At 73.1% G+C, this 19433-nt stretch carries 16 protein-coding genes; 5 read left to right on the plus strand and 11 right to left on the minus strand.

The window, feature by feature from the left end; translation table 11 throughout:
* Positions 1-5: 5 nt before the first annotated feature.
* The 9 genes from Q7L65_RS09415 to Q7L65_RS09455 all read right to left on the minus strand — a co-directional run bounded on the left by Q7L65_RS09415 (position 6) and on the right by Q7L65_RS09455 (position 8830).
* Positions 6-245, minus strand: a complete 240-nt coding sequence (locus Q7L65_RS09415) for a hypothetical protein (RefSeq protein ID WP_304720660.1) — start codon at positions 243-245, stop codon at positions 6-8.
* On the minus strand, positions 242-1054 hold the full coding sequence (locus Q7L65_RS09420; protein ID WP_304720662.1) for an SRPBCC family protein: 813 nt from the start codon (positions 1052-1054) through the stop codon (positions 242-244). Before Q7L65_RS09420 ends, Q7L65_RS09415 begins: the two co-directional genes overlap by 4 nt.
* Entirely contained in the window at positions 1051-2295 is a 1245-nt protein-coding gene (locus tag Q7L65_RS09425; RefSeq protein ID WP_304720663.1) for a VWA domain-containing protein, read from the minus strand. Before Q7L65_RS09425 ends, Q7L65_RS09420 begins: the two co-directional genes overlap by 4 nt.
* Positions 2292-3212, minus strand: a complete 921-nt coding sequence (locus Q7L65_RS09430; protein ID WP_304720664.1) for a MoxR family ATPase — start codon at positions 3210-3212, stop codon at positions 2292-2294. The genes Q7L65_RS09425 and Q7L65_RS09430 overlap by 4 nt, the downstream gene beginning before the upstream one ends.
* Entirely contained in the window at positions 3209-3844 is a 636-nt protein-coding gene (locus tag Q7L65_RS09435; protein ID WP_370552544.1) for an NTP transferase domain-containing protein, read from the minus strand. The genes Q7L65_RS09430 and Q7L65_RS09435 overlap by 4 nt, the downstream gene beginning before the upstream one ends.
* A 127-nt stretch (positions 3845-3971) precedes the next feature.
* Positions 3972-5030: an XdhC family protein gene (locus Q7L65_RS09440; RefSeq protein ID WP_304720666.1), complete on the minus strand. Its 1059-nt coding sequence runs from the start codon at positions 5028-5030 to the stop codon at positions 3972-3974.
* Between the two features lie 64 nt (positions 5031-5094).
* The gene (locus Q7L65_RS09445; RefSeq protein WP_304720667.1) at positions 5095-7458 is read right to left on the minus strand and encodes an aerobic carbon-monoxide dehydrogenase large subunit; all 2364 of its coding nucleotides are present in this window, start codon (positions 7456-7458) and stop codon (positions 5095-5097) included.
* Positions 7455-7955, minus strand: coding sequence for a (2Fe-2S)-binding protein (locus tag Q7L65_RS09450; RefSeq protein ID WP_304720668.1), 501 nt, complete (start codon positions 7953-7955; stop codon positions 7455-7457). The genes Q7L65_RS09445 and Q7L65_RS09450 overlap by 4 nt, the downstream gene beginning before the upstream one ends.
* Positions 7955-8830, minus strand: a complete 876-nt coding sequence (locus Q7L65_RS09455) for a xanthine dehydrogenase family protein subunit M (RefSeq protein ID WP_304720670.1) — start codon at positions 8828-8830, stop codon at positions 7955-7957. The genes Q7L65_RS09450 and Q7L65_RS09455 overlap by 1 nt, the downstream gene beginning before the upstream one ends.
* A gap of 126 nt (positions 8831-8956) precedes the next feature.
* Between Q7L65_RS09455 and Q7L65_RS09460 the strand changes: the two genes are divergently transcribed.
* The 4 genes from Q7L65_RS09460 to Q7L65_RS09475 all read left to right on the plus strand — a co-directional run bounded on the left by Q7L65_RS09460 (position 8957) and on the right by Q7L65_RS09475 (position 12280).
* Positions 8957-9961, plus strand: coding sequence for a LysR family transcriptional regulator (locus Q7L65_RS09460; protein ID WP_304720672.1), 1005 nt, complete (start codon positions 8957-8959; stop codon positions 9959-9961).
* 94 nt (positions 9962-10055) lie between these two features.
* On the plus strand, positions 10056-10487 hold the full coding sequence (locus Q7L65_RS09465) for a MarR family winged helix-turn-helix transcriptional regulator (protein WP_304721195.1): 432 nt from the start codon (positions 10056-10058) through the stop codon (positions 10485-10487).
* Positions 10484-11755, plus strand: a complete 1272-nt coding sequence (locus Q7L65_RS09470; RefSeq protein ID WP_304720674.1) for an MFS transporter — start codon at positions 10484-10486, stop codon at positions 11753-11755. The genes Q7L65_RS09465 and Q7L65_RS09470 overlap by 4 nt, the downstream gene beginning before the upstream one ends.
* A 36-nt stretch (positions 11756-11791) precedes the next feature.
* Entirely contained in the window at positions 11792-12280 is a 489-nt protein-coding gene (locus tag Q7L65_RS09475; RefSeq protein WP_370552545.1) for a MarR family winged helix-turn-helix transcriptional regulator, read from the plus strand.
* A gap of 100 nt (positions 12281-12380) precedes the next feature.
* Here Q7L65_RS09475 and Q7L65_RS09480 read toward each other — a convergent pair whose 3' ends face one another.
* A complete protein-coding gene (locus Q7L65_RS09480) occupies positions 12381-13256 on the minus strand; it encodes an oxidoreductase (RefSeq protein ID WP_304720677.1) in 876 nt (291 codons plus the stop codon).
* A 336-nt stretch (positions 13257-13592) separates the two neighbouring features.
* Between Q7L65_RS09480 and Q7L65_RS09485 the strand changes: the two genes are divergently transcribed.
* The gene (locus Q7L65_RS09485) at positions 13593-17423 is read left to right on the plus strand and encodes an amidase family protein (protein WP_304720679.1); all 3831 of its coding nucleotides are present in this window, start codon (positions 13593-13595) and stop codon (positions 17421-17423) included.
* Positions 17424-17564: 141 nt separating this feature from the next.
* On the opposite strand, the gene Q7L65_RS09490 is transcribed toward Q7L65_RS09485, so the two are convergent.
* Positions 17565-19379 carry a sensor domain-containing diguanylate cyclase gene (locus tag Q7L65_RS09490; protein WP_304720681.1) on the minus strand — a complete coding sequence of 605 codons (1815 nt, stop codon included), beginning with the start codon at positions 19377-19379 and terminating at the stop codon, positions 17565-17567.
* Positions 19380-19433: the final 54 nt, after the last annotated feature.

Raw genomic sequence — 19433 nt, forward strand, 5'->3', positions numbered from 1 at the left:
GGCTGTCAGCTGCGTGTGCGAGCGGTGGCGCGTGGGCGCCCGCGGCGCGGCAGGCGCGCCGTGACGTGGGCGGTCGTGCGGCGCAGCGCTCGCGCCGCGCGGACGGTCGCGCCGCGCAACGGCCGCGCGGCGTGGACGGTCGCGCCGCGCAGCGCGACGCCGATCCCGAGCAGCCCGGCCGGGGCGAGCGCCAGCAGCGTCTCCTCGACCGGGATCCCGGCGATGTGGGCGAAGACCACGCTCATTCTTTGCGCCTTCCGAGCAGGAACCCGACCGCTCCCGCCGCGAGCGCGAGCCCGGCCGTCGTGGTCAGCAGGACGCGCGGATCGCTCAAGCGTCCGGCGATGACGCCGGCCGCGATCTTGCCGACGGGGAGGGAGGAGTCGGCTTGCGGGGCGGGGGTGGAGCGGTTTGCGGTGGGCTTGGGGGCGGATCGGGGAGCGTCGCTCGTGACGGTTGCCGTTGCGTCGCCGGCCGCGGTCGCACCGGCGTTCGACGGCGTGGCCGGGGCAGAGCCGCGCGCGTCGGCGGACGACGAAGCGGACCCGGTCGCCGCGGCGGGGGTCGGTACGGCGGCAGCCGCCGCCTGCTCCTCCTGTCCGCCGCCCTCCAGCATCGCCGCGAGGTTGCCGGCGAACGTCTCGACGAGGCGGGCGGAGACGTCGGCGATCACGCCCTGGCCCATCGCGGCGACCTTGCCGCTCATCTGGACCTCCGTCTCCATCGTCGCGCGGGTGCCGCCGTCGGCACCGTCGCCGTCGAGCGCCATCCGCACGTGCGCGTCGGCCGTGCCCTGGCCGCGCGCTTCCTTCGCCTTCACGCGCATCGTCGCGCGGTGGGCGTCGTCGTCGCGCTCGACGATCTGGACCTCGCCTCTGTATCTCATCGAGACCGGCCCGACCTTGACTCTGATCGCGACTCTGTATCTGTCCTCGCTCTCTCGTTCGAGCACCTCGGCGCCGGGCATGCAGGGTGCGACCCGCTCGACGTCGAGCAGCGTCGCCCACACCTCCTCGATCGGCGCCTGCACGACGAAGCCGTTGTCGAATCTCATAACTCCACCTTCTTGGTCATTGTCATGGCGGGTGCTGGGCCCGCGATCGCCGCCGCCACCTCGTCGAGCGCGCGCAGGCTGTGGCCGCTCACGAACGCGTCGCAGAACGGCAGCGCCGCGGCCATCCCGCCGGCGAGCGGAGCGAAATCGCGGCCGGCCTTGCGCGGGTTGACCCAGACGATCCGGTGCGCGAGCCGCCGCAGCCGCTCCAGCTCGCGCGCGACGAGCGCCGGATCCCCGCGCTCCCAGCCGTCGGAGACGATCACGACGACCGCGCCGCGCGCCATGCCGCGGCGGCCGTGCTCGTCGTTGAACTGCCGCAGCGCCGCGCCGATGCGCGTCCCGCCGGACCAGTCCTGCGCCGCCGCGGCCGCGCGCTCGAACGCCAGCTCGGGCTGGCGTGCGCGCAGGGCGCGCGTGAGCCGCGTCAGGCGCGTGGCGAAGACGAACGCCTCGGCGTCGGCGCCGACGGCGGCGGCGTGCAGGAACTGCAGGAAGGCGCGCGAGTACGGCTCCATCGAGCCCGACACGTCGCACAGCACGACGAGCCGACGCGGGCGCAGCTCGCGTCTGCGCATCACGCGCACGGCGGGATCGCCGCCGGTGCGGACGCTCGTGCGCAACGTCGCGCGCACGTCGAGCCGGCTGCCGTGACGGTCGCGGCGGGCACGGCGCGAGCGGCGCAGCGGCGGCGCCAGCGACAGCGTCCGCATCAGCTTCGCGAGCGCTTGCAGCTCGTCCGCGTCCAGCTCCGCGAAGCTGCGCTGCGCGAGCCGCTCGGCGTCGCTGGCGGCGGTCACGTGGATGTCGCGCTCCTGCTCGTGCGCTCGGTTGTCGCGCTCGCGCAGGCCGTCGCTGCCGGGCGCGCGCTGGGGCGCGGGCGGCGTCGGCTGCTGGGCGCCGCCGTGCGTTGCGGCCGGCGCGGCGGGGCGGGGGCCGGCGGCGCTGCCCGGCCGCGGCGCGGCGTTGGGATCGCCGCGCTGCGCCGCCGCCGGATCGGCGATCCCGTCGAAGACCGTGCTGAAGACGCCGTCGAACGCGGCCACCTGCTCGCGCGCGGAGACGAAGACGGTGCGCGCGATCCAGTACAGCTGGTCGCGCGTCTGCGGCGTCGCGAGCGCGACCGCCCGCGCGAACCGCACGCTGCGATCCGGCGACCCGCGCAGCCCCGCATCGCGCAGCGCCCGCCCGAGCGCGGCGGCGAAGGCGGGGAGGTCGAGCTGCTCGGGGGTGCCCGTCACGCGTCCCCCACCAGCCACGCGAGCCCGCGCTCGCGCACGAGCTGTTCGTCCTCGCGGAACTTCAGCACCGCGCCGAGCGTGCGCGCGGCGCCCGGAGCGTCGAGGCGCTCGACGCCGAGCAGGCGCAGCGCGCTGACCCAGTCGATCGCCTCCGCGACGCCCGGGGGCTTCTGCAGCTCGGCGGCGCGCAGGCGAGCGACGGCCGCAGTGACGTCGATCGCCAGGCACTGCGCCGCGTCGGGCACGCGGCGCCGGACGATCTCGATCTCGCGCGCGGGGTCCGGGTAGTCGATCCAGTGGTAGAGGCAGCGGCGCTTGAGCGCATCGTGCAGATCGCGCGTGCGATTGGACGTGAGGATCACCGCGGGCGGGTGGGTCGCGCGGACGGTCCCCAGCTCGGGGATCGTGATGCTCGCCTCCGCCAGCAGCTCCAGCAGGAACGCCTCGAAGTCGTCGTCGGCGCGGTCCAGCTCGTCGATCAGCAGCACCGCCGGCAGCGGTCCGGGATGCTCGATCGCCTGCAGCAGCGGGCGGCGCACGAGGTACTCGTCGGAGAACAGGTCGGCCTCGCCGAGCGACGCGTCGCCGCTCGCCTCGGCGAGCCGGATCCGCAGCAGCTGGCGCGGATAGCTCCACTCGTACAGCGCCTCCGCGGCGTCGATCCCCTCGTAGCACTGCAGGCGGATCAGCGGCGTGCCGAGCACCTCCGCGAGCGCCTTCGCGGCCTCCGTCTTGCCGACCCCGGCCTCGCCCTCCAGCAGCAGCGGCTGCGGCAGCGCGAGCCCGAGGTAGAGCGCGGTCGCGAGCCCGTCGTCGGCCAGGTAGTCGATCTCCTGCAGCCGCTGCGCGAGCGTCTCGACGTCCGGCACTGCCGCACGCACCGCGGCCTCGGCGCCGGGGCGGGCGGGGCGGTTCACGTGCGCACCCCCGGCGAGGAGTCCGCGGCGGTCGTCGCTCCCGCCGCGCGCGGGTCAGCGGTCCCCGCGAGCACCGCTTCGTAGTCCGCCCACGTGTCGACGTCGAGCGGGATCGGGCCGGGGATCGGGACGTCGACGACGTCGTCGACGCGGCGGTCGAGCAGCTTCCAGACGCCCTTGTCGCCGTGCAGCGCCGCCAGCTCGCCGAAGACCTCGCGCGCGAAGACGAGCGGGTGGCCACGGCCGTCGTCGTAGCGGCAGGCGGCGAGCGGCGCGTCGCCGCGGCCGGCGAGCAGGGCTGCGACGGTCGCGGGCGTGACGCCGGGCTGGTCGCCGAGCATCAGCACGAGCAGTTCGCAGCGCGGATCGACCGCGCTCAGCGCCGCCGCGATCGACGACGAGCAGCCGTCGCCGAAGTGCGCGTTCTCGACGACCTCGACGTCGCGCAGGTCGACATGCTCGCGCACGCCGTCCGCACCGCCGCCGAGCACGCACAGCAGTTGGTGAAACGCACACGCCCGCGCCGTCACGAGCGTGTGGTCGAGCAGCGTCGCGCCGCCGTAGGGCAGCAGCTGCTTCGGTCGCCCCAGCCGCCGCGACCCACCGGCCGCGAGCACGAGGCCGGCGATCACGTCGTCGCGCGGGCGGCGGCCAGCCGCGCGGGCGGGCGCCGCGGCATCGCGCGCGTCGCTCGACTCACCGGCGATCACGTCGCCGCGCGGGCGGCGGCCGGCCGCGCCGCCGCGCGCTTCGCTCGACTCACCGAACATGCTGATCGGCCGCCGGTTGCGCGGCGAACGTCGTGCGGCAGCCCTCGCAGCAGAAGTACGCACGCCCGCCGGGCGCGTCGATCGACGGGGTCGCCTCCGTCACCGCGACCTCCATCCCGCAGACCGGGTCGATCGCGGTGGTCACCGCGCTGGCCGCGCGTGCATCCGCCGGGGTGCCGATTGCATCCAATCGCCGAGTCGTTGCATCGGTTGCGGCCTTCGCGGGATGCACCGCGAGCGCGGCCGGCTGCGTTCGCTGCTCCGCGACGATCTGCGCGAGGATCGAGATCGCGACCTCGACGGGCGTGCGGGCGCCGATCGCGAGGCCGGCGGGCACGTGGAGCCGTGTGCGCAGCGCGTCGGGCAGGTCGAGCGAAGCCGCCACCGCCGCACCGCGTCTGGCGCTCGCGACGAGCGCGACGTATGGGACGCCTGCGGTCAGCGCGGCGCTCAGCGCAGCCTCCTCGTCGCGACCGTGCGAGGCGACGACGCAGGCGGCGTCGTCCGGGCGCGGCGCCGGCGCGCCCGCCGACTCGCGCGCGACGGTGTAGCCGGCCGCGCTCGCGAGCCGCTCCAGCGCCAGCGCGATCGGCGCCTCGCCGAGGATCACCAGGCGCGGTGCTGGCAGCAGCGGTTCGAGGAAGACGTCGAGCGCGCCGCCGCTGAGGCAGGGATTGTGGGCGATCGCGACGCCCTCGACGACGGGCTCGGCCGCGCCGGCGCGCACGTCGCTCGCGCCGCGGCCACCGGCGCTCGTGCCGACCTCGCCCGCACCGGCCTCGCCTTCCGCCGCAGGCTCCGGCTCGGGCACCAGTCGCAGCAGCAGCGGCTCGCCGGTCTCCAGCACGCGCGCGGCGTGCAGGCGCACCGACGCCTGGGCGCAGGTGCCGCCGACGAAGCCCTCGATCGTGCCGTCGGCGAACACCAGCGCGGTGTCGCCCGGGTGGACGCTCGTGGGGTGCTGGGCGCGCACGACGGTCGCGACGACGAAGCCGACCCGCTCCGCCAGCAGTCGCTGCGCGCGCTCGGCGAGCTGACCGCCGATCATCGCCGCGGCTCCGTCGCCCGCGCGCCGCGCCTGCCGCGCCACACCGCGATCCGGCCCCGTCCGATCATTGCGGCGGCACCGCCCGGCCCTGCATCGCCTCCCACACCCGCGACGGGGTGCAGGGCATGTCCATGTGGCGCACGCCGTACGGCTTCAGCGCGTCGACGACCGCGTTGACGATCGTCGGCGGCGAGCCGACCGTCGCCGATTCGCCGATGCCCTTGGCGCCTATCGGGTGGTGCGGGGAGGGGGTGACGGTGAAGCCGGTCTCCCAGTCGGGCACCTCGAGCGCGGTCGGGATCAGGTAGTCCATCAGCGAGCCGCCGAGGCAGTTGCCGTCCTCGTCGAACGCGATCAGCTCCATCAGCGCCATCCCGACGCCGTCGGTCAGGCCGCCGTGGACCTGGCCCTCGATGATCATCGGGTTGATGCGCGTGCCGCAGTCGTCGACGGCGATGAAGCGCCGCACTCTCACGACCGCCGTCTGCGGGTCGACGTCCACCACGCACAGGTAGGCGCCGAACGGGAACGTCAGGTTCGGCGGGTCGTAGACGGTCTCGGAGTCGAGCGACCCCTCGACGCCCTCCGGCAGCTCTATCGAGCCGACCGTCGCCATCGCGATCTCCGCGATCGTCGCGCCCTGCGAGGGGTCGCCTCTGACGAACCAGCGCCCCGGCTCCCATTCGAGGTCCGCGGGCGCGACCTCCAGCATCGCGGACGCGATGATGCGCGCCTTCTCGCGCACCTTGCGCGCCACGACCGCCGTCGCCGCACCGCTGACCGGCGTCGAGCGCGATCCGTACGTGCCGAGGCCGAAGGGCGTGTTGTCGGTGTCGCCGTGCACCACCTCGACGTCGGCGGAGGGGATCCCCAGCTCCTGCGAGACGATCTGCGCGAACGTCGTCTCATGGCCCTGACCCTGCGTCTGCACGCTGATCCCCAGCTGCACCTTGCCGGTCGGATGGACGCGCAGCTCGGCCGCGTCGGCCATCCCGAGGCCGAGGATGTCCATGTGCTTGCGCGGCCCGGCGCCGACGGCCTCGGTGAAGAAGCCGACGCCGATTCCCATCAATTCGCCGCGCGCCCGCTTCTGCGCCTGCTCGGCGCGCAGCTCGTCGTAGCCGGCCATCTCCAGCGCCAGGCGCATCGTGCGCTCGTAGTCGCCGGAGTCGTAGACCCAGCCGGTCTTGCACGCGTACGGGAACTGCTCCGGCTTGATGAAGTTCTTCAGCCGCAGCTCGGCCGGGTCGGCGTCCAGTTCCAGCGCGAGCACGTCGACCATCCGCTCGACGAGGTAGACCGCTTCGGTGACGCGGAACGAGCAGGCGTAGGCGACCCCGCCCGGCGCCTTGTTCGTGTACACGCCGCGCACGTGGCAGTGCGCGGCCGCGAGGTCGTAGGAGCCGGTGAAGATGTGGAAGAAGCCGGCCGGGAACTTCGTCGGCTGCGCGGTCGAGTTGAAGGCGCCGTGGTCGGCGATCACGTCGACCCGCACGCCGAGGATCTTGCCCGCTCTGGTCGCCGCGATCTCGCCGTGCATGACGTAGTCGCGCGCGAACGAGGTCGCCATCAGGTTCTCGGAGCGGTCCTCCATCCACTTCACCGGTCTGCCCGTGACGATCGAGCCGACGACGGCGCAGACGTAGCCCGGGTAGATGCCGACCTTGTTGCCGAAGCCGCCGCCGATGTCGGGCGAGATCACGCGGATCTTGTGCTCGGGCAGTCTCGCGACGAGCGCGTAGATCGTGCGGTGCGCGTGCGGCGCCTGCGTCGTGGACCACAGCGTCAGCTTGCCGCTGACTCTGTCGAAGTCGGCGACCGCGCCGCACGTCTCCATCGGCGCGGGGTGGACGCGCGGGTAGAGCATGTCCTCTCTGACGACGACCTCGGCGCGCGCGAAGACGTCGTCGGTCTCGGCCTTGTCGCCCGACTCCCAGTCGAAGATGTGGTTGTCGGTCTTGCCCTCGATGTCGTCGCGGATCACCGGGGCGTCGGGGTCGAGCGCTCTGCGCGCGTTGACGACCGCCGGCAGGATGTCGTACTCGACGTCGATCAGCTCCAGCGCGTCGCGCGCGGAGTAGCGGTCCTCGGCGATCGCGAACGCGACCTCCTGGCCCTGGAAGCGGACCTTGTCGGTCGCCAGCACGGCCTGCGTGTCGGCCGACAGCGTCGGCATCCACGCGAGCCCCAGCCCCTCCAGGTCTCTGCCCGTGATGACGGCGTGGACCTTCGGGTGCTGCAGCGCCGCGGAGGTGTCGATCGAGACGATCCGCGCGTGCGCGACCGGGCTGCGCAGGACCGCGCCGTGCAGCATCCCGGGCAGTCTCACGTCGTCGACGTAGTTGCCCTGGCCGCGGATGAAGCGCGCGTCCTCCTTGCGCCGCAGGCGGCCGTAGCCGACGGTCGCCTCCTCCTCGGTGGCGCTCATGAGGACACCTCCTCGGCCGGCGCGCCGGCGCCGGCCCCGGCCGGGTGCTCGGCCGCCCAGCGGATCGAGCGCACGATCGTCGAGTAGCCGGTGCAGCGGCAGATCTGACCGGAGATCGCCTCGCGGATCTCGTGCTCGCTCGGGTCCGGGTTCTCGTTCAGCAGCGCGCGCGCCGTCAGCATCATCCCCGGCGTGCAGAAGCCGCACTGCAGGCCGTGCTCCTCGTGGAAGCCCTGCTGGACGGGGTCGAGCACGCCGTCGCGCTCCATCCCCTCGACGGTCGTGACCTCGTGGCCGGCGGCGGTCGCCGCCAGCGTCGTGCACGACTTCAGCGGGATCCCGTCCATCAGCACCACGCAGGTGCCGCAGTTGGACGTGTCGCAGCCCCAGTGGGTGCCCGTCAGGCCCAGCTCGTCGCGCAGGAAGTGCACGAGCAGCAGCCGCGGCTCGATCTCGCGCACGTGCTCCTCGCCGTTGACCGACACGGTGACCTGCATCACGCCTCCTCTCGCAGTGCGCGCGCCGTCGCGCGGCGCAGTGCGCGTCGCGTCAGCTCAGCCGCTGCATGTCGCTTGTACGCGGCGGTGCCGCGCTGGTCGCCGACGGGGTTGGCGCCGTCCGCCGCGATCCTCGCCGCCTGTTCGAACAGCTCGTCCGACGGCGCGTTGCCGACCAGCGCCGCCTCCGCCTCGGGCGCGGTGACGCCGGCGCCGACGGCCGTCAGCGCGATCCCGGCGGCGGCGATCGCGCCGCCCTCCAGCCGCACGGAAGCGCCGGCCGCTGCGACGGCCCAGTCGCCGACGCGCCGCTCGACCTTCTCGTAGGCGCTGCCGCTGTCTGCAACGAGCGGCACACGGATCTCCGTCACCATCTCGCCGTCCTGCACCGCGGTCTCGTACGGTCCGCGGTGGAACTCGTGCATGTCGACGACGCGCTCGCCGCCGGGGCCGCGGATCACGACGCGCGCGCCGACCGCCGCGCAGACGGCCGAGAGGTCCTCGGCCGGGTCGGCCTGGCACAGCGCGCCGCCGATCGTGCCGCGGTTGCGCACGACCGGGTCGGCGATCACGCGCTCGGCGTCGGCGAAGATCCCCAGGCGGCTCGCGAGCAGTTCGGACTCCAGCAGTGCGCGGTGGCGGGTCATCGCGCCGATCCGCACCTCGCCGTCCTGCTCGCGGATGTAACCCAGCTCGTCCGCGAGCCCGTCGATGTCGATCAGGTGCTCGGGGTTGGCGAGCCGCAGCTTCATCATCGGCAGCAGCGAGTGGCCGCCGGCCAGCAGGCGCGCCTCGGGGCCGAGGCTGTCGAGCAGCTGCAGCGCGTGCTCGACGCTGCTCGCGCGCTCGTAGGCGAACGGTGACGGGACCTGCACGAGTCTCTCCTCTCACGCACCCTCGCCCGACGGACCGCCGCCGATCTGCGGCAGCGACCGAAAGGCCCACAAGCGCAGCATCCGTCGTTATGGTGGATCGCAGCAAACCGGGATAAGCGATCCCTTATGACCGGGTGGTGGAGAGTGACGCTGGCCCAGCTGAAGTCGTTCGTGCTGGTCGCGCGGCTGGGCTCGGTGACCGCGGCGGCGAACGCGCTGGAGGTGACCGAGCCGGCCGTGTCGGTGGCTGTCGGCGCGCTGCGCAGAGAGCTGGGCGACGAGCTGTTCGTGCGCTCCGGTCGCGGGATCGCGCTGACGCCCGGCGGACGGCGGCTGGCGGCGCTGGCGGGGGAGATCCTCGGGCTCGCCGAGCACGCGCGCCGGACCGTGCGCGAGGCGCCGGGGGAGGCGCGGCGGGTCGAGGTCGCGGCGACCGGCCTCGTCGCGGAGCACATCGGGCCGCTGATCGAGGCGTTCACCGCGCGCTCGGAGTCGGTCCCGGTCGACGTCGCGGTCGAGGCGGTGCCCGGTGCGTCGTTCCCCGACCTGCTGGAGCAACGCCGCGCCGACGTGACGCTCGGTCCGCATCCGGGGCTGGAGCGCTCGGCGACGATCGCGTCGGTCCCGTTCCTGCGCGCGCGGCAGCTGATCGTCGCCGCGCCGGGGCATCCGCTCGTCGGGCGAGCGGGGCTGGAGCCGGCGTCGCTGGCGCGCGAGCGCTGGCTCGTCGGACCGCCCGCGATCGATCCGACGATCGGGGTCGGGCGCTACTTCGAGCGTCACGCGATCACGCCGGCCGCGGTCGGCGCCTACACCAGCCACGCGGCCGCGATCGCCGCCGCCGCGGCCGGCGAGGGGATCGTGCTGACGCTCGCCCACTCGGTGATCGTCGAGCTGAGCCGGCGCGCGCTGGTGCCGCTCGACGTGCGCGGGATGCCGCTCGTGGAGCTGTGGCACGCGAGCACGCTGGGCCTTGACCGCGCGCTGCCGGCGGCGCTGGCGCTGCAGCGCTTCGCGACGACGCCGGAGGCGATGCAGGCGATGTCGGCCGGCCGCGTCGGGACGACCTCGGCGCGCGTGCGACCGTCGGTCCACGTGACGCTGTGGCGGGGGGTGGGCGACGCGATATAATGCTTGCCGGCAAGCAAGTATTAGATCGAAGAGGCCGACCACGACACAGTTTCCAGACAACTCTCAGGTCCACGCCGACGACACCGCCACGCGCCTGCGCACCGTCGTCGCGAAGCTTTCGCGCAGCCTCTACACCAGCGGCGGCAGCGGCCTCACACCAACCGGCCTGTCCGTCCTTCTCACGGTCGCGCGCCGCGGGCCGCTGCGGCTCGCGGAGCTGGCGGAGATCGAGGGTCTCAACCCGACGATGCTCTCGCGCGTCGTCGCGGGCCTGGCGGAGAAGGGGCTCGTGCAGCGACTGCAGGATCCCGCCGATCGCCGCGCCGCGGTGCTGGAGGTGACCGGAGACGGGAAGCGCCTGCGCCGCCGCATCCAACGCGAGCGCGCCGCCGTGCTCGACGCCCAGCTGGACCGCCTCGACGTCGCCGACCGCGAGCAGCTGCTGAACGCGCTGCCGGCGCTCGAGCGGCTCGCCGCCTGCATGACGCGGGAGCCGGAGGCCGTCACGCGTGAGGTGCAGCGATGACCGAGCGGATAATGGGCGCCGGCCGCATCACGTTCGCGGCGTTCGCCGTCCCCAACTACCGCCGGTACATGAGCGGCCAGGCGATCTCGATGATCGGCACCTGGATGCAGATGACCGCGATGTCGTGGCTGGTGCTGACGCTGACGCACTCCGCCACGACGCTCGGGATCATCGTCGCGCTGCAGACGTTCCCGGTCCTCGTGCTCGGTCCCTACGGCGGCGTGATCGCCGACCGCGTCGACAAGCTCAGACTGATGATCGTGCTGCAGGTCGCGATGGGCGTGCAGGCGCTCGTGCTCGGCGTGCTGACCGTGACCGGCCTCGTCGAGGTCTGGCAGATCGGCATCCTCGCCGCGCTGCTGGGGCTCAACAACGCGTTCGAGAACCCGGCGCGGCAGTCGTTCATGCTGGAGATGGTCGGCAGCGACAACCTCCGCAACGCGGTCAGCCTCAACTCGGTCTTCGTCAACGCCGCGCGCTCCGTCGGCCCGGCGGTCGGCGGCCTGTTGATCGCCACCGTCGGCACCGGCGTCTGCTTCCTCTTCAACGCCGCCAGCTTCGTCGCGGTCGTCAGCTCGCTGCTGCGGCTGGACCGCTCAGCGCTGCGCCCGAGTCCGCCCGCGCCGCGCGCCAGAGGGCAGCTGCGCGAGGGCCTGCGCTACGTCGCGCGCACCCCGGAGCTGGGGATCCCGCTGCTGATGATGGCACTCGCCGGGATGCTCGCGTACGAGTTCCAGGTGTCGCTGCCGGTGATGGCGAAGGAGGCGCTGGAGAGCGGCTCCGCCGGCTTCGGCTTCATGACCGCCTCGATGGGGATCGGCGCGGTCGTCGGCGGGCTGCTGGTCGCGGCCAGAGGCCACACCGGATTGCGCCCGATGACGCTCGCGGCCGGCGGCCTCGGCGTGACGATGCTGTTCGCCGCGATGGCGCCGACGCTCGTGATCGAGCTGATCGCGCTGGCGCTCGTGGGCGGGACCAGCATCGCGTTCATGTCGACCGGCAACGCGACGCTGCAGCTCGGCGCGGATCCGTCGATGCGCGGCCGCGTGATGGCGCTGTGGTTCGTCGCCTTCCAGGGCTCGACCCCGATCGGCGCACCGATCGTCGGCTGGGCGATGGCGTCGCTCGGCGCCCGCGCCGGCCTCGGCATCGGCGCATTCACCTGCATCTTCGTGACGCTGCTCGGCTTCCTCGCGCTGCGCCGGATCATGCGGGCGCGGGCGGGGGTCGCGGATAATCTTGTTGTGTTACACAAACGAGTTGCATAGTGCGGATAATGCTGGAGCATCGCGTAGACTGATGGGATCGCTTCGCTTCCCGTCATCGACCAGCCGCCGCGCCGCTCCTCCGCGTTCCTCGTGCAGCTCGCGCGCCGGATGCGCGTCAGCTCGGAGGCCGCGCTCGAACCGCTCGGTCTGCGCTCGCGTCACCTGATCGCGCTGACGGTGCTGCGCGATCAGCACGGCAGCACGCAGCAGGCGCTGGCGGGCACGCTGCAGATCGACCGCACGAACCTGGTCGGGCTGCTGAACGAGCTGGAATCCGACGGTCTGATCACCCGCACCCGCTCGCCCGAGGACCGCCGCCGCCACATCGTCGAGCTGACCGACAAGGGCTCGAGACGGCTCGCACAGGCCGAGTTCGCGCTCGCGGCGGCAGAGGACATCGTCCTCGCCGGCCTCACCGTGGAGCAGCGCGAAACGCTCTACGACCTGCTCCATCAGGCGACCGCCAACATCCCGCTCGACCCGAGCGCCGACGTCTACGAGTCGGACGGCCACGACAGCTGCTGAGTGCGGCAGGCGCTCGCGAGGCGGGCGAGGACGGCGAACGAGGCGTGGGAGACGGTCGGTCTGGGGACCGCGGGACGACTGGGCCCGTCGCGCGCTCTGCTCAGCCTCTGCCCAGCAGCGAGCTCAGGTCGCGCTCCGTCTCGTCGTCGTGATCGGTCGAGAGGCTCAGCTGCTCCCACTGCGCCAGTTCGGCCAGGCGCGCTTCGTCGGCGGCGCGTCCGAGGGCGATCGCGTCGCTGCCGAGCAGCAGCTGCGCGGGCGGGTTGTCGGCGTCGGCGACGGTGAGGATCGCCTGCGCCATCTTGGCCGGGTCGCCGGCCGCCGACTCCGGGCCGTTCGCCGTCACCAGTCTGATCATCATGCCGACCGACGGCTCGTAGTCCTCGCCGACCGGATGGACCGTCATCGACGCGCCGGCCCAGTCGGTGCGGATGCCGCCGGGCTCGATCACCGTGACGCGGATCCCGAGGTGCGCGACCTCCTTCAGCAGCACGCCGGAGAAGCCCTCGACCGCCCACTTCGACAGCTGGTACGGGCCGAGGCCCGGTGCGGTCGTGCGGCCGCCGACCGACGAGATCTGAATCACGTGGCCGCTGCGCTGCGCGCGCAGGACCGGCAGCGCCGCGCGCGTGACGTTGACGACGCCCCACAGGTTGGTGTCGACCTGCGCGTGGAAGTCCTGCTCGCTGAACTCCTCGATCGCGGCGACGTTCGCGTAGCCGGCGTTGTTGACGACGACGTCGATGCGGCCGAACGCGTCGAGGGCGGCCTGCACGGCGTTCGCGGCCTGCGCGGGATCGGTCACGTCGAGCGGGATCGCCGCAACCGCGTCGGCGCCGTACCGCGCGACGAGGGCGTCGAGCGCGCTGGGCGTGCGGGCGGTCGCCGCGACACGGTCGCCGCGCCCGAGCGCAGCCTCCGCAAGCGCGCGACCGAGGCCGCGGGAGCTGCCGGTGATGAACCAGACCTTCGACATCAGAGCCTCCTTGAAGAGAGCAAATGCAACACCAACGTAGCAGTTAGTCGACACCGGCTCCGACGTGACGGTTTCCGCCGTGCAAGCGGCATCTCGTGACGGAAATCGACGTTGAACGGCGATCGGCTGGACAGGTCGGGATGGCGAGGTAAAGCTCGGCGCCGCTCCTGTGTCGCACATGTGAAGAGAACGGCGGCCGAGGTCACGCCCCCCGACCTCGCGTCCGTCGCCTGCACCGCGGCGCGGGAGTCCGAAAACTCGCAAATGGGAGGGTGGTACGTGGTCATTCCACGATCGCTGCGGCGTGCAGCCGCATGCGCGGTTGCGGTGGGAACGTTGTCCGGAGGGGTTCTCGCAGGATCCGCGGCAGCGGCCCCGCCGGTGCTCGACCTCGAGACGCTCGACGTCGACACCGCGCAGGGCATGATGGCGAGCGGTGACCTCACCGCCGTCGACCTCACGCGCGCCTATCTGAAGCGGATCGCCGCGCTGAACGTCAGAGGCCCCGGCCTCAACGCGGTCCGGATCCTCAACCCGGACGCGCTCGAAGAAGCGGCCGAGAGCGACGCCGAGCGCGCCGACGGGAACATCCGCGGGCCGCTCGAAGGCATGCCGGTGATCGTCAAGGACAACATCGACGTGTTCGGCCTGCCGACGACCGCGGGCGACTTCGCGCTCGAGAACTCGATGCCGCCGGACGACTCCACCGTCGTCAGAAACCTGCGCGCGGCCGGCGCGATCATCCTCGGCAAGGCGAACCTGTCCGAGTTCGCCAACTTCATCACCAGCGGCAACCCGAGCGGCTACTCCGGCCTCGGCGGTCAGGTCCTCAACGCCAACGACGCCGACCAGAACCCGAGCGGCTCCTCGTCCGGCTCCGGCGCCGCCGCCCAGGCCGGTCTCGCGATGATCACGATCGGCTCGGAGACCTCCGGCTCGATCATCAGCCCGTCGCAGGCCGAGGGCATCGTCGGCCTGCGCCCGACCGTCGGCCTCGTCAGCCGCTACGGCATCATCCCGATCTCGGCCTCGCAGGACACCGCCGGCCCGATGGTCCGCACCGTCTCCGACGCCGCCGCGACGCTGCAGGCGATCGCCGGACCCGACCCGAGAGACCACCCCGCCGACCTGTGGGGCGCGGGCGTCCCGGACGAGGAGATCATCCCGCCGCAGCCCGGTGCCGTGCCGAACTACCTGTCGGCGCTGAGACTCGACTTCGTCAGAGGCAAGCGGATCGGCTACACGCCGAGAAGCTCGACCGACCCGACGCCGACCAACGACCAGGTCGCCCAGGCCGTCAGCGTGCTGAGCGACGCCGGCGCGGTGATGGTCCCGGTCGTCTCCGTCAATGCGAGCGGCATCCCGTCGGGCTCCGTCCTCAACTACGAGTTCAAGCGCGACCTCGACAACTACCTCGCGCACCTCGGCCCGAGCGCGACGATCAGATCGCTCGCCGACGTGATCGCGTTCAACCAGACGAACGCGCAGCAGGCGCTGAAGTTCGGCATGACGACGCTGACAGGCAGCCAGGCGATCGACGTCACCGCCGACTCCGCCGAGACGACGGCGTACAAGAACTTCCTCCTCAGAGGCAAGCAGATCTCGCATGCCGCGATCGAGGACACGATGAAGAACGGGACGCTCGACGACCCGAGCGACGACGTGATCGCGATCGTCGGCAGCGTCAGCCAGGGCCCGCGCGCCGGCTACCCGCAGCTGACGGTCCCGATCGGCTATGGCGCCTCCAACCGCCGTGCCCAGAACGTCTCCGTCAACGGCGTCGCGTACTCCGAGCGCGACCTGATCGGGATCGCGTTCGTGATCGAGCAGGGCACGCAGGCGCGCAAGGCGCCGAGCGTCCTGAACCCGGCGATGTACCGCTGCGCCGACCCCGCGCTGACGCTCGCGAGCAAGTACGCCTCGCGCGGCGACTGCGCGCCCGGCGAGGAGCTGCTCGACGTCGTCGGCACGCCGCCGACGCTGCCGTTCTCGCTGGAGGAGGAGACGGCGACGAGCCTGCAGACGCGTCAGTCGGCCGGCACGCTCACCGCCGTCGAGCTGACGAAGGCGTACCTCGCGCGGATCGCGATCACGAACCAGTCCGGTCCGTCGATCAACGCCGTGCGGTCCGTCGACGCGCGCGCCGCGCTGAACCGCGCCGCCGCACTCGACTCCGAGCGCAGAAACGGCAACGTGCGCGGTCCGCTGCATGGCCTGCCGGTGCTGATCTCGGAGCCGATCGACACGAAGGGCTTCGACACGACCGGCGGCTCGGTCGCGCTGCAGGGCAACGAGGCCGCGGCTGACGCGACGCTCGTCGCGAGACTGCGGGCGGCCGGCGCGATCGTGCTCGGCAAGACCAACACGACGGAGCTCGGCGGCATGCTGTTCTCGCCGACCACCGACGGCGGCTACTCGTCGCTCGGCGGCGAGGTGCTCAACCCCTACGACATCGACAAGAACCCGGGCGGCTCGTCCTCCGGCGCGGCGGCGGCAGCGGCCGCTGGCCTGGCGGCGCTGACGTTCGGCACGCAGACCTCGCCGTCGACGGCGTCGATCGTCAACGCGGCGAACGTCAACGGCGTCGACGGCCTCAAGCCGACGGTCGGCCTCGTCAGCCGCAGAGGCATCCTGCCGGTCGCCCTGTCGCAGGACAGCGCCGGGCCGATCGGCAAGAGCGTCGCGGACGTCGCGGCGGGCCTGCAGGTGATCGCCGGCAGAGACGGCGGCGACGCGGGCACCGCCGGGCAGCCGATCAGCGTTCCCGACTACACGGCGGCGCTGAGAAGCGACGCTCTGGTCGGGGCGAGAATCGCGACGGTCTCGGCCAGCATCAACGCCAACTACACGGAGGCGGTCGCCGACCTCACGGCGGCGGGCGCGACGGCGACGGTCAGACCGGTCGTGGCGCCGACCAGCGTCAGAGACGTCGTCCCGAGCGAGTTCAAGCGCGACCTCGAGTCGTACCTGTCCTCGAGCCCCAACCTGCCGCAGCGGATCGTCGGCCTGCAGAGCATCGTCGACTACAACAGATCGCACGCGGCCGAGGCGCTGAAGTACGGACAGGATCCGCTGCTCGCCGCAGCGGCCGTCGACCTCGGCGACGCGGCGACGGACACGGCCTACAGAGCGGACCTGGCGGCCGGCAGAGCGGCCAACGCGGCCGCGCTCGACGCCGTCTTCACCAACGGCACGGCCGGCGACACGACCGACGACTTCGCGGCCATCATGGTCCCGAACGGCTCGGCCGTGGTCGGCTACGCGGACCGCGCCGGCTACCCGGCGCTCGCCGTCTACAACGGCGTCGCGGAGCCGCCGCTGGTCTCGCCCGGCTCGCGCAACCCGGTCGGCTTCGTGCTGATCGGCGCGCCGTACAGCGAGGCGACGCTGCTCGCGCTCGGCAACGACTACGAGCTGGAGCGCGGCGCGCGGATGGCGCCGAGCTTCACGACGCCGATGACGTGGCGCTGCGTCGCGGGCAGCCTGCTGCCGGCGCACTCGTGCGCACCGGACGACGACGCCGTGCAGGCGATCCTCGACACGATGCCCGAGCCGGTCGACCCGGAGACCGGTCCGCCCGGCAGAGACGGCAGAGACGGTGAGGACGGCGCGCCCGGCCAGCCGGGCAGAGACGGCGCGGACGGCAGAGACGGGATCGACGGCGACGACGGCAGAGACGGGGCCGACGGCGCGGACGGCAGCGACGGCGCGGCCGGCAGAGACGGGGCCGCGGGCAGAGACGGCGCGGCCGGCAGAGACGGCGCGGCGGGTCCCGGCGGTCCGGCTGGCCCCGGCGGTCCGGCAGGTCCGGGCGGCCCGACCGGTCCGGCAGGCCCGGCAGGCCCGGGCGGTCCCGCCGGTCCGACCGGCCCGGCCGGCAAGGACGCGCCCCGTCCGACGATCAAGTGCACGACCGCGATCCTGCGCAGAAGAGGCCGCAGCACGCCGGTCCTGACCTGCACGGTGACGGTCGCCGGCAGAGCGCGCCTCAGCGTCACCGCCGTCCGCAAGGGCAAGCGGATCGCGAACGCGAACGGCGTCGGCAAGGTGCGGATCGTCGTGCCCGGCGCGAAGGCCGCGAGCCTGACCGTCACGGTCACGCCGCGCGCCTCCACCGGCAGCAAGGCGCGCACCGTCAAGAAGACGGTGGGCGCCAAGAAGCGCTAGCGGGCGCGGCGCGCGCGGCCGGCACGGACCGCGCGCGCCGAGCGCCGGCAGGCGGCCAGCCGCACCCGTTCTCGTGGCGGGTGCGGCTCAGCCGCAGACGGGCGCACGGCGAGTCGCGCCGGGCGACGGCGGCGGTGCGGCTCAGCCGTCGAGCGCGAAGAAGGCGTGGCGGTCGCGGCCGGCCTCCTTCGCGAGGTACATCGCGCGGTCGGCGGATATCAGCAGCTGGCTGGCGGAGTCGCTGCCGCCGGCGCCGACCATCGCGACGCCGAGGCTCGTCGTCACGTCCAGCTCGCTGCGCACCGCCGTCACGAGCGACTGCGCCATGTAGGCCGCGTCGGAGCGGTCGGCGTGCGGCAGCAGCACGGCGAACTCGTCGCCGCCGAGTCGCGCGACGACGTCGGTCGCGCGCAGGCGGCGCGTCAGCAGCGTCGCGACGGACACCAGCAGCTCGTCGCCGACGTGGTGGCCGCGGCTGTCGTTGACGCGCTTGAAGCCGTCGAGGTCGAGCACGATCAGCGCGCCGCCGCCACCGTAGCGGCGGGCGCGCGCGAGGTGCGCGGTCAGCTCCTTGTCGAAGCTGCGGCGGTTCAGCAGCCCGGTCAGCGGGTCGCGGTCGGCGAGCTGGCGCAGGCGCGTCTCCAGCTGCTTGCGCTCGCTCACGTCGACGACCTGCAGCAGCGTGCGGCGGGTCGCGCGATCGGTGCCGCCGAGCACCGCGAGGTAGACCGCCAGCTCGACGACGTGACCGTCGCGATGGACGATCGCGATCTCGGCCTCGCCGCTGCAGGTCGCGTCGCGCTGCAGCTCCTCCAGCAGTTCGGTCAGCGGCGCGAGATCCTCCTGCGGGCGTGCGAGCACCTCCGCGCCGAGCTCGCGCAGCGCCTCGACGTCGTAGCCGGTGATCGCGGTCAGCGCGGCGTTGGTGCCGCTGATGCCGTCTGGCCCGACGATCGCGTGCCCGATCGGGGCGCGCTCGAAGACCGTTCTCAGATCCTCCTGCGCCGTGCGCAGCGCGGCGAGCGCTTCGGTCAGCCGGTCGGCCTCGCTGCGCGCCTCGCCGCGCGCGCGGCGCTGGTCGGCGACGACCGCGCCGACGACCAGCGTCGTCAGCACGACGATCGCGAGGAAGCCCTGCAGCACCTGGGCGCTCTCGTGCTCGCTGAAGCGCGCCGCCGCGAACGGCCCGCGGTCGTGGATCGTGCCGAGCGTCGCGATCGTCGCGACCAGCAGCGAGGCGATCGTGGTCGCGCCGGCGCCGGCGCGGATCGCGCACCACAGCAGGAACGGAATGATCATGTAGCTGACCGAGAAGACCGCGAGCCCGCTCTGCGGCACCCGGCCGAACAGCAGCACGGCGGCGCCGGCGGTCAGCACGATCAGGCCAACGGCCTCGGCGGGGTGGACGTTCTGCTCGCTCGGCCGCGCGATCGCGAGCATCACCGGCGCGACGACGATCATCCCGATCGCGTTGCCCAGCCACCAGCCGAGGAAGCCGGCCTGGAACTCCTGCCCGACGCCGATCGACAGGACCGAGGCGCCGAGCACCGCCGCGAACCCGCCCCCGATCACCGCGCCGGCGAACAGACCGGCGACCGTGCGCGGCGATCCGATCCGCGGGCGCCGCTCGCCCGCGATCGCGAGCATCACGAGCGCGGCGAGGAAGGACTGCAGCAGGCCGGTCACCGCGATCGCCGCGCTAATCGGGACCGTCGAGCCGCGCACCAGGATCTGCGCGGCGAAGTTCGCCAGCAGGATCACGACCGCCAGCGCCGGCCACATCCGCCGCGGCGCGACGACCAGCGCGCCCATCGCCAGGCCCGCGGCGGGCCAGATCACGGCGGCGCCGTCGTCGGGGTCGACGAGCTTCAAGCCGGCGCAGGCCAGCCCCAGGTAACCGGCGCCGACGGCGCCTGTCCATGCAAGCGCGCGCGGGTGACGAATGCGGGCGTCCATCCTGAGGCTGTAATCGGTCGACACTTCACTCTCTTTATTGAAGGTCACGAACCT

The organism is Conexibacter sp. CPCC 206217 (genome assembly GCF_030646165.1).
In the GTDB taxonomy this organism is placed as follows: Bacteria; Actinomycetota; Thermoleophilia; order Solirubrobacterales; family Solirubrobacteraceae; genus Conexibacter.

What these genes read in the sequence shown, in the direction of transcription:
- Q7L65_RS09440 (WP_304720666.1), bottom strand. Translation starts at nt 5,030, where the DNA reads ATGATCGGCGGTCAGCTCGCCGAGCGCGCGCAGCGACTGCTGGCGGAG.
- Q7L65_RS09420 (WP_304720662.1), bottom strand. Translation starts at nt 1,054, where the DNA reads ATGAGATTCGACAACGGCTTCGTCGTGCAGGCGCCGATCGAGGAGGTG.
- Q7L65_RS09415 (WP_304720660.1), bottom strand. Translation starts at nt 245, where the DNA reads ATGAGCGTGGTCTTCGCCCACATCGCCGGGATCCCGGTCGAGGAGACG.
- Q7L65_RS09480 (WP_304720677.1), bottom strand. Translation starts at nt 13,256, where the DNA reads ATGTCGAAGGTCTGGTTCATCACCGGCAGCTCCCGCGGCCTCGGTCGC.
- Q7L65_RS09470 (WP_304720674.1), top strand. Translation starts at nt 10,484, where the DNA reads ATGACCGAGCGGATAATGGGCGCCGGCCGCATCACGTTCGCGGCGTTC.
- Q7L65_RS09445 (WP_304720667.1), bottom strand. Translation starts at nt 7,458, where the DNA reads ATGAGCGCCACCGAGGAGGAGGCGACCGTCGGCTACGGCCGCCTGCGG.
- Q7L65_RS09450 (WP_304720668.1), bottom strand. Translation starts at nt 7,955, where the DNA reads ATGCAGGTCACCGTGTCGGTCAACGGCGAGGAGCACGTGCGCGAGATC.
- Q7L65_RS09490 (WP_304720681.1), bottom strand. Translation starts at nt 19,379, where the DNA reads ATGGACGCCCGCATTCGTCACCCGCGCGCGCTTGCATGGACAGGCGCC.
- Q7L65_RS09460 (WP_304720672.1), top strand. Translation starts at nt 8,957, where the DNA reads ATGACCGGGTGGTGGAGAGTGACGCTGGCCCAGCTGAAGTCGTTCGTG.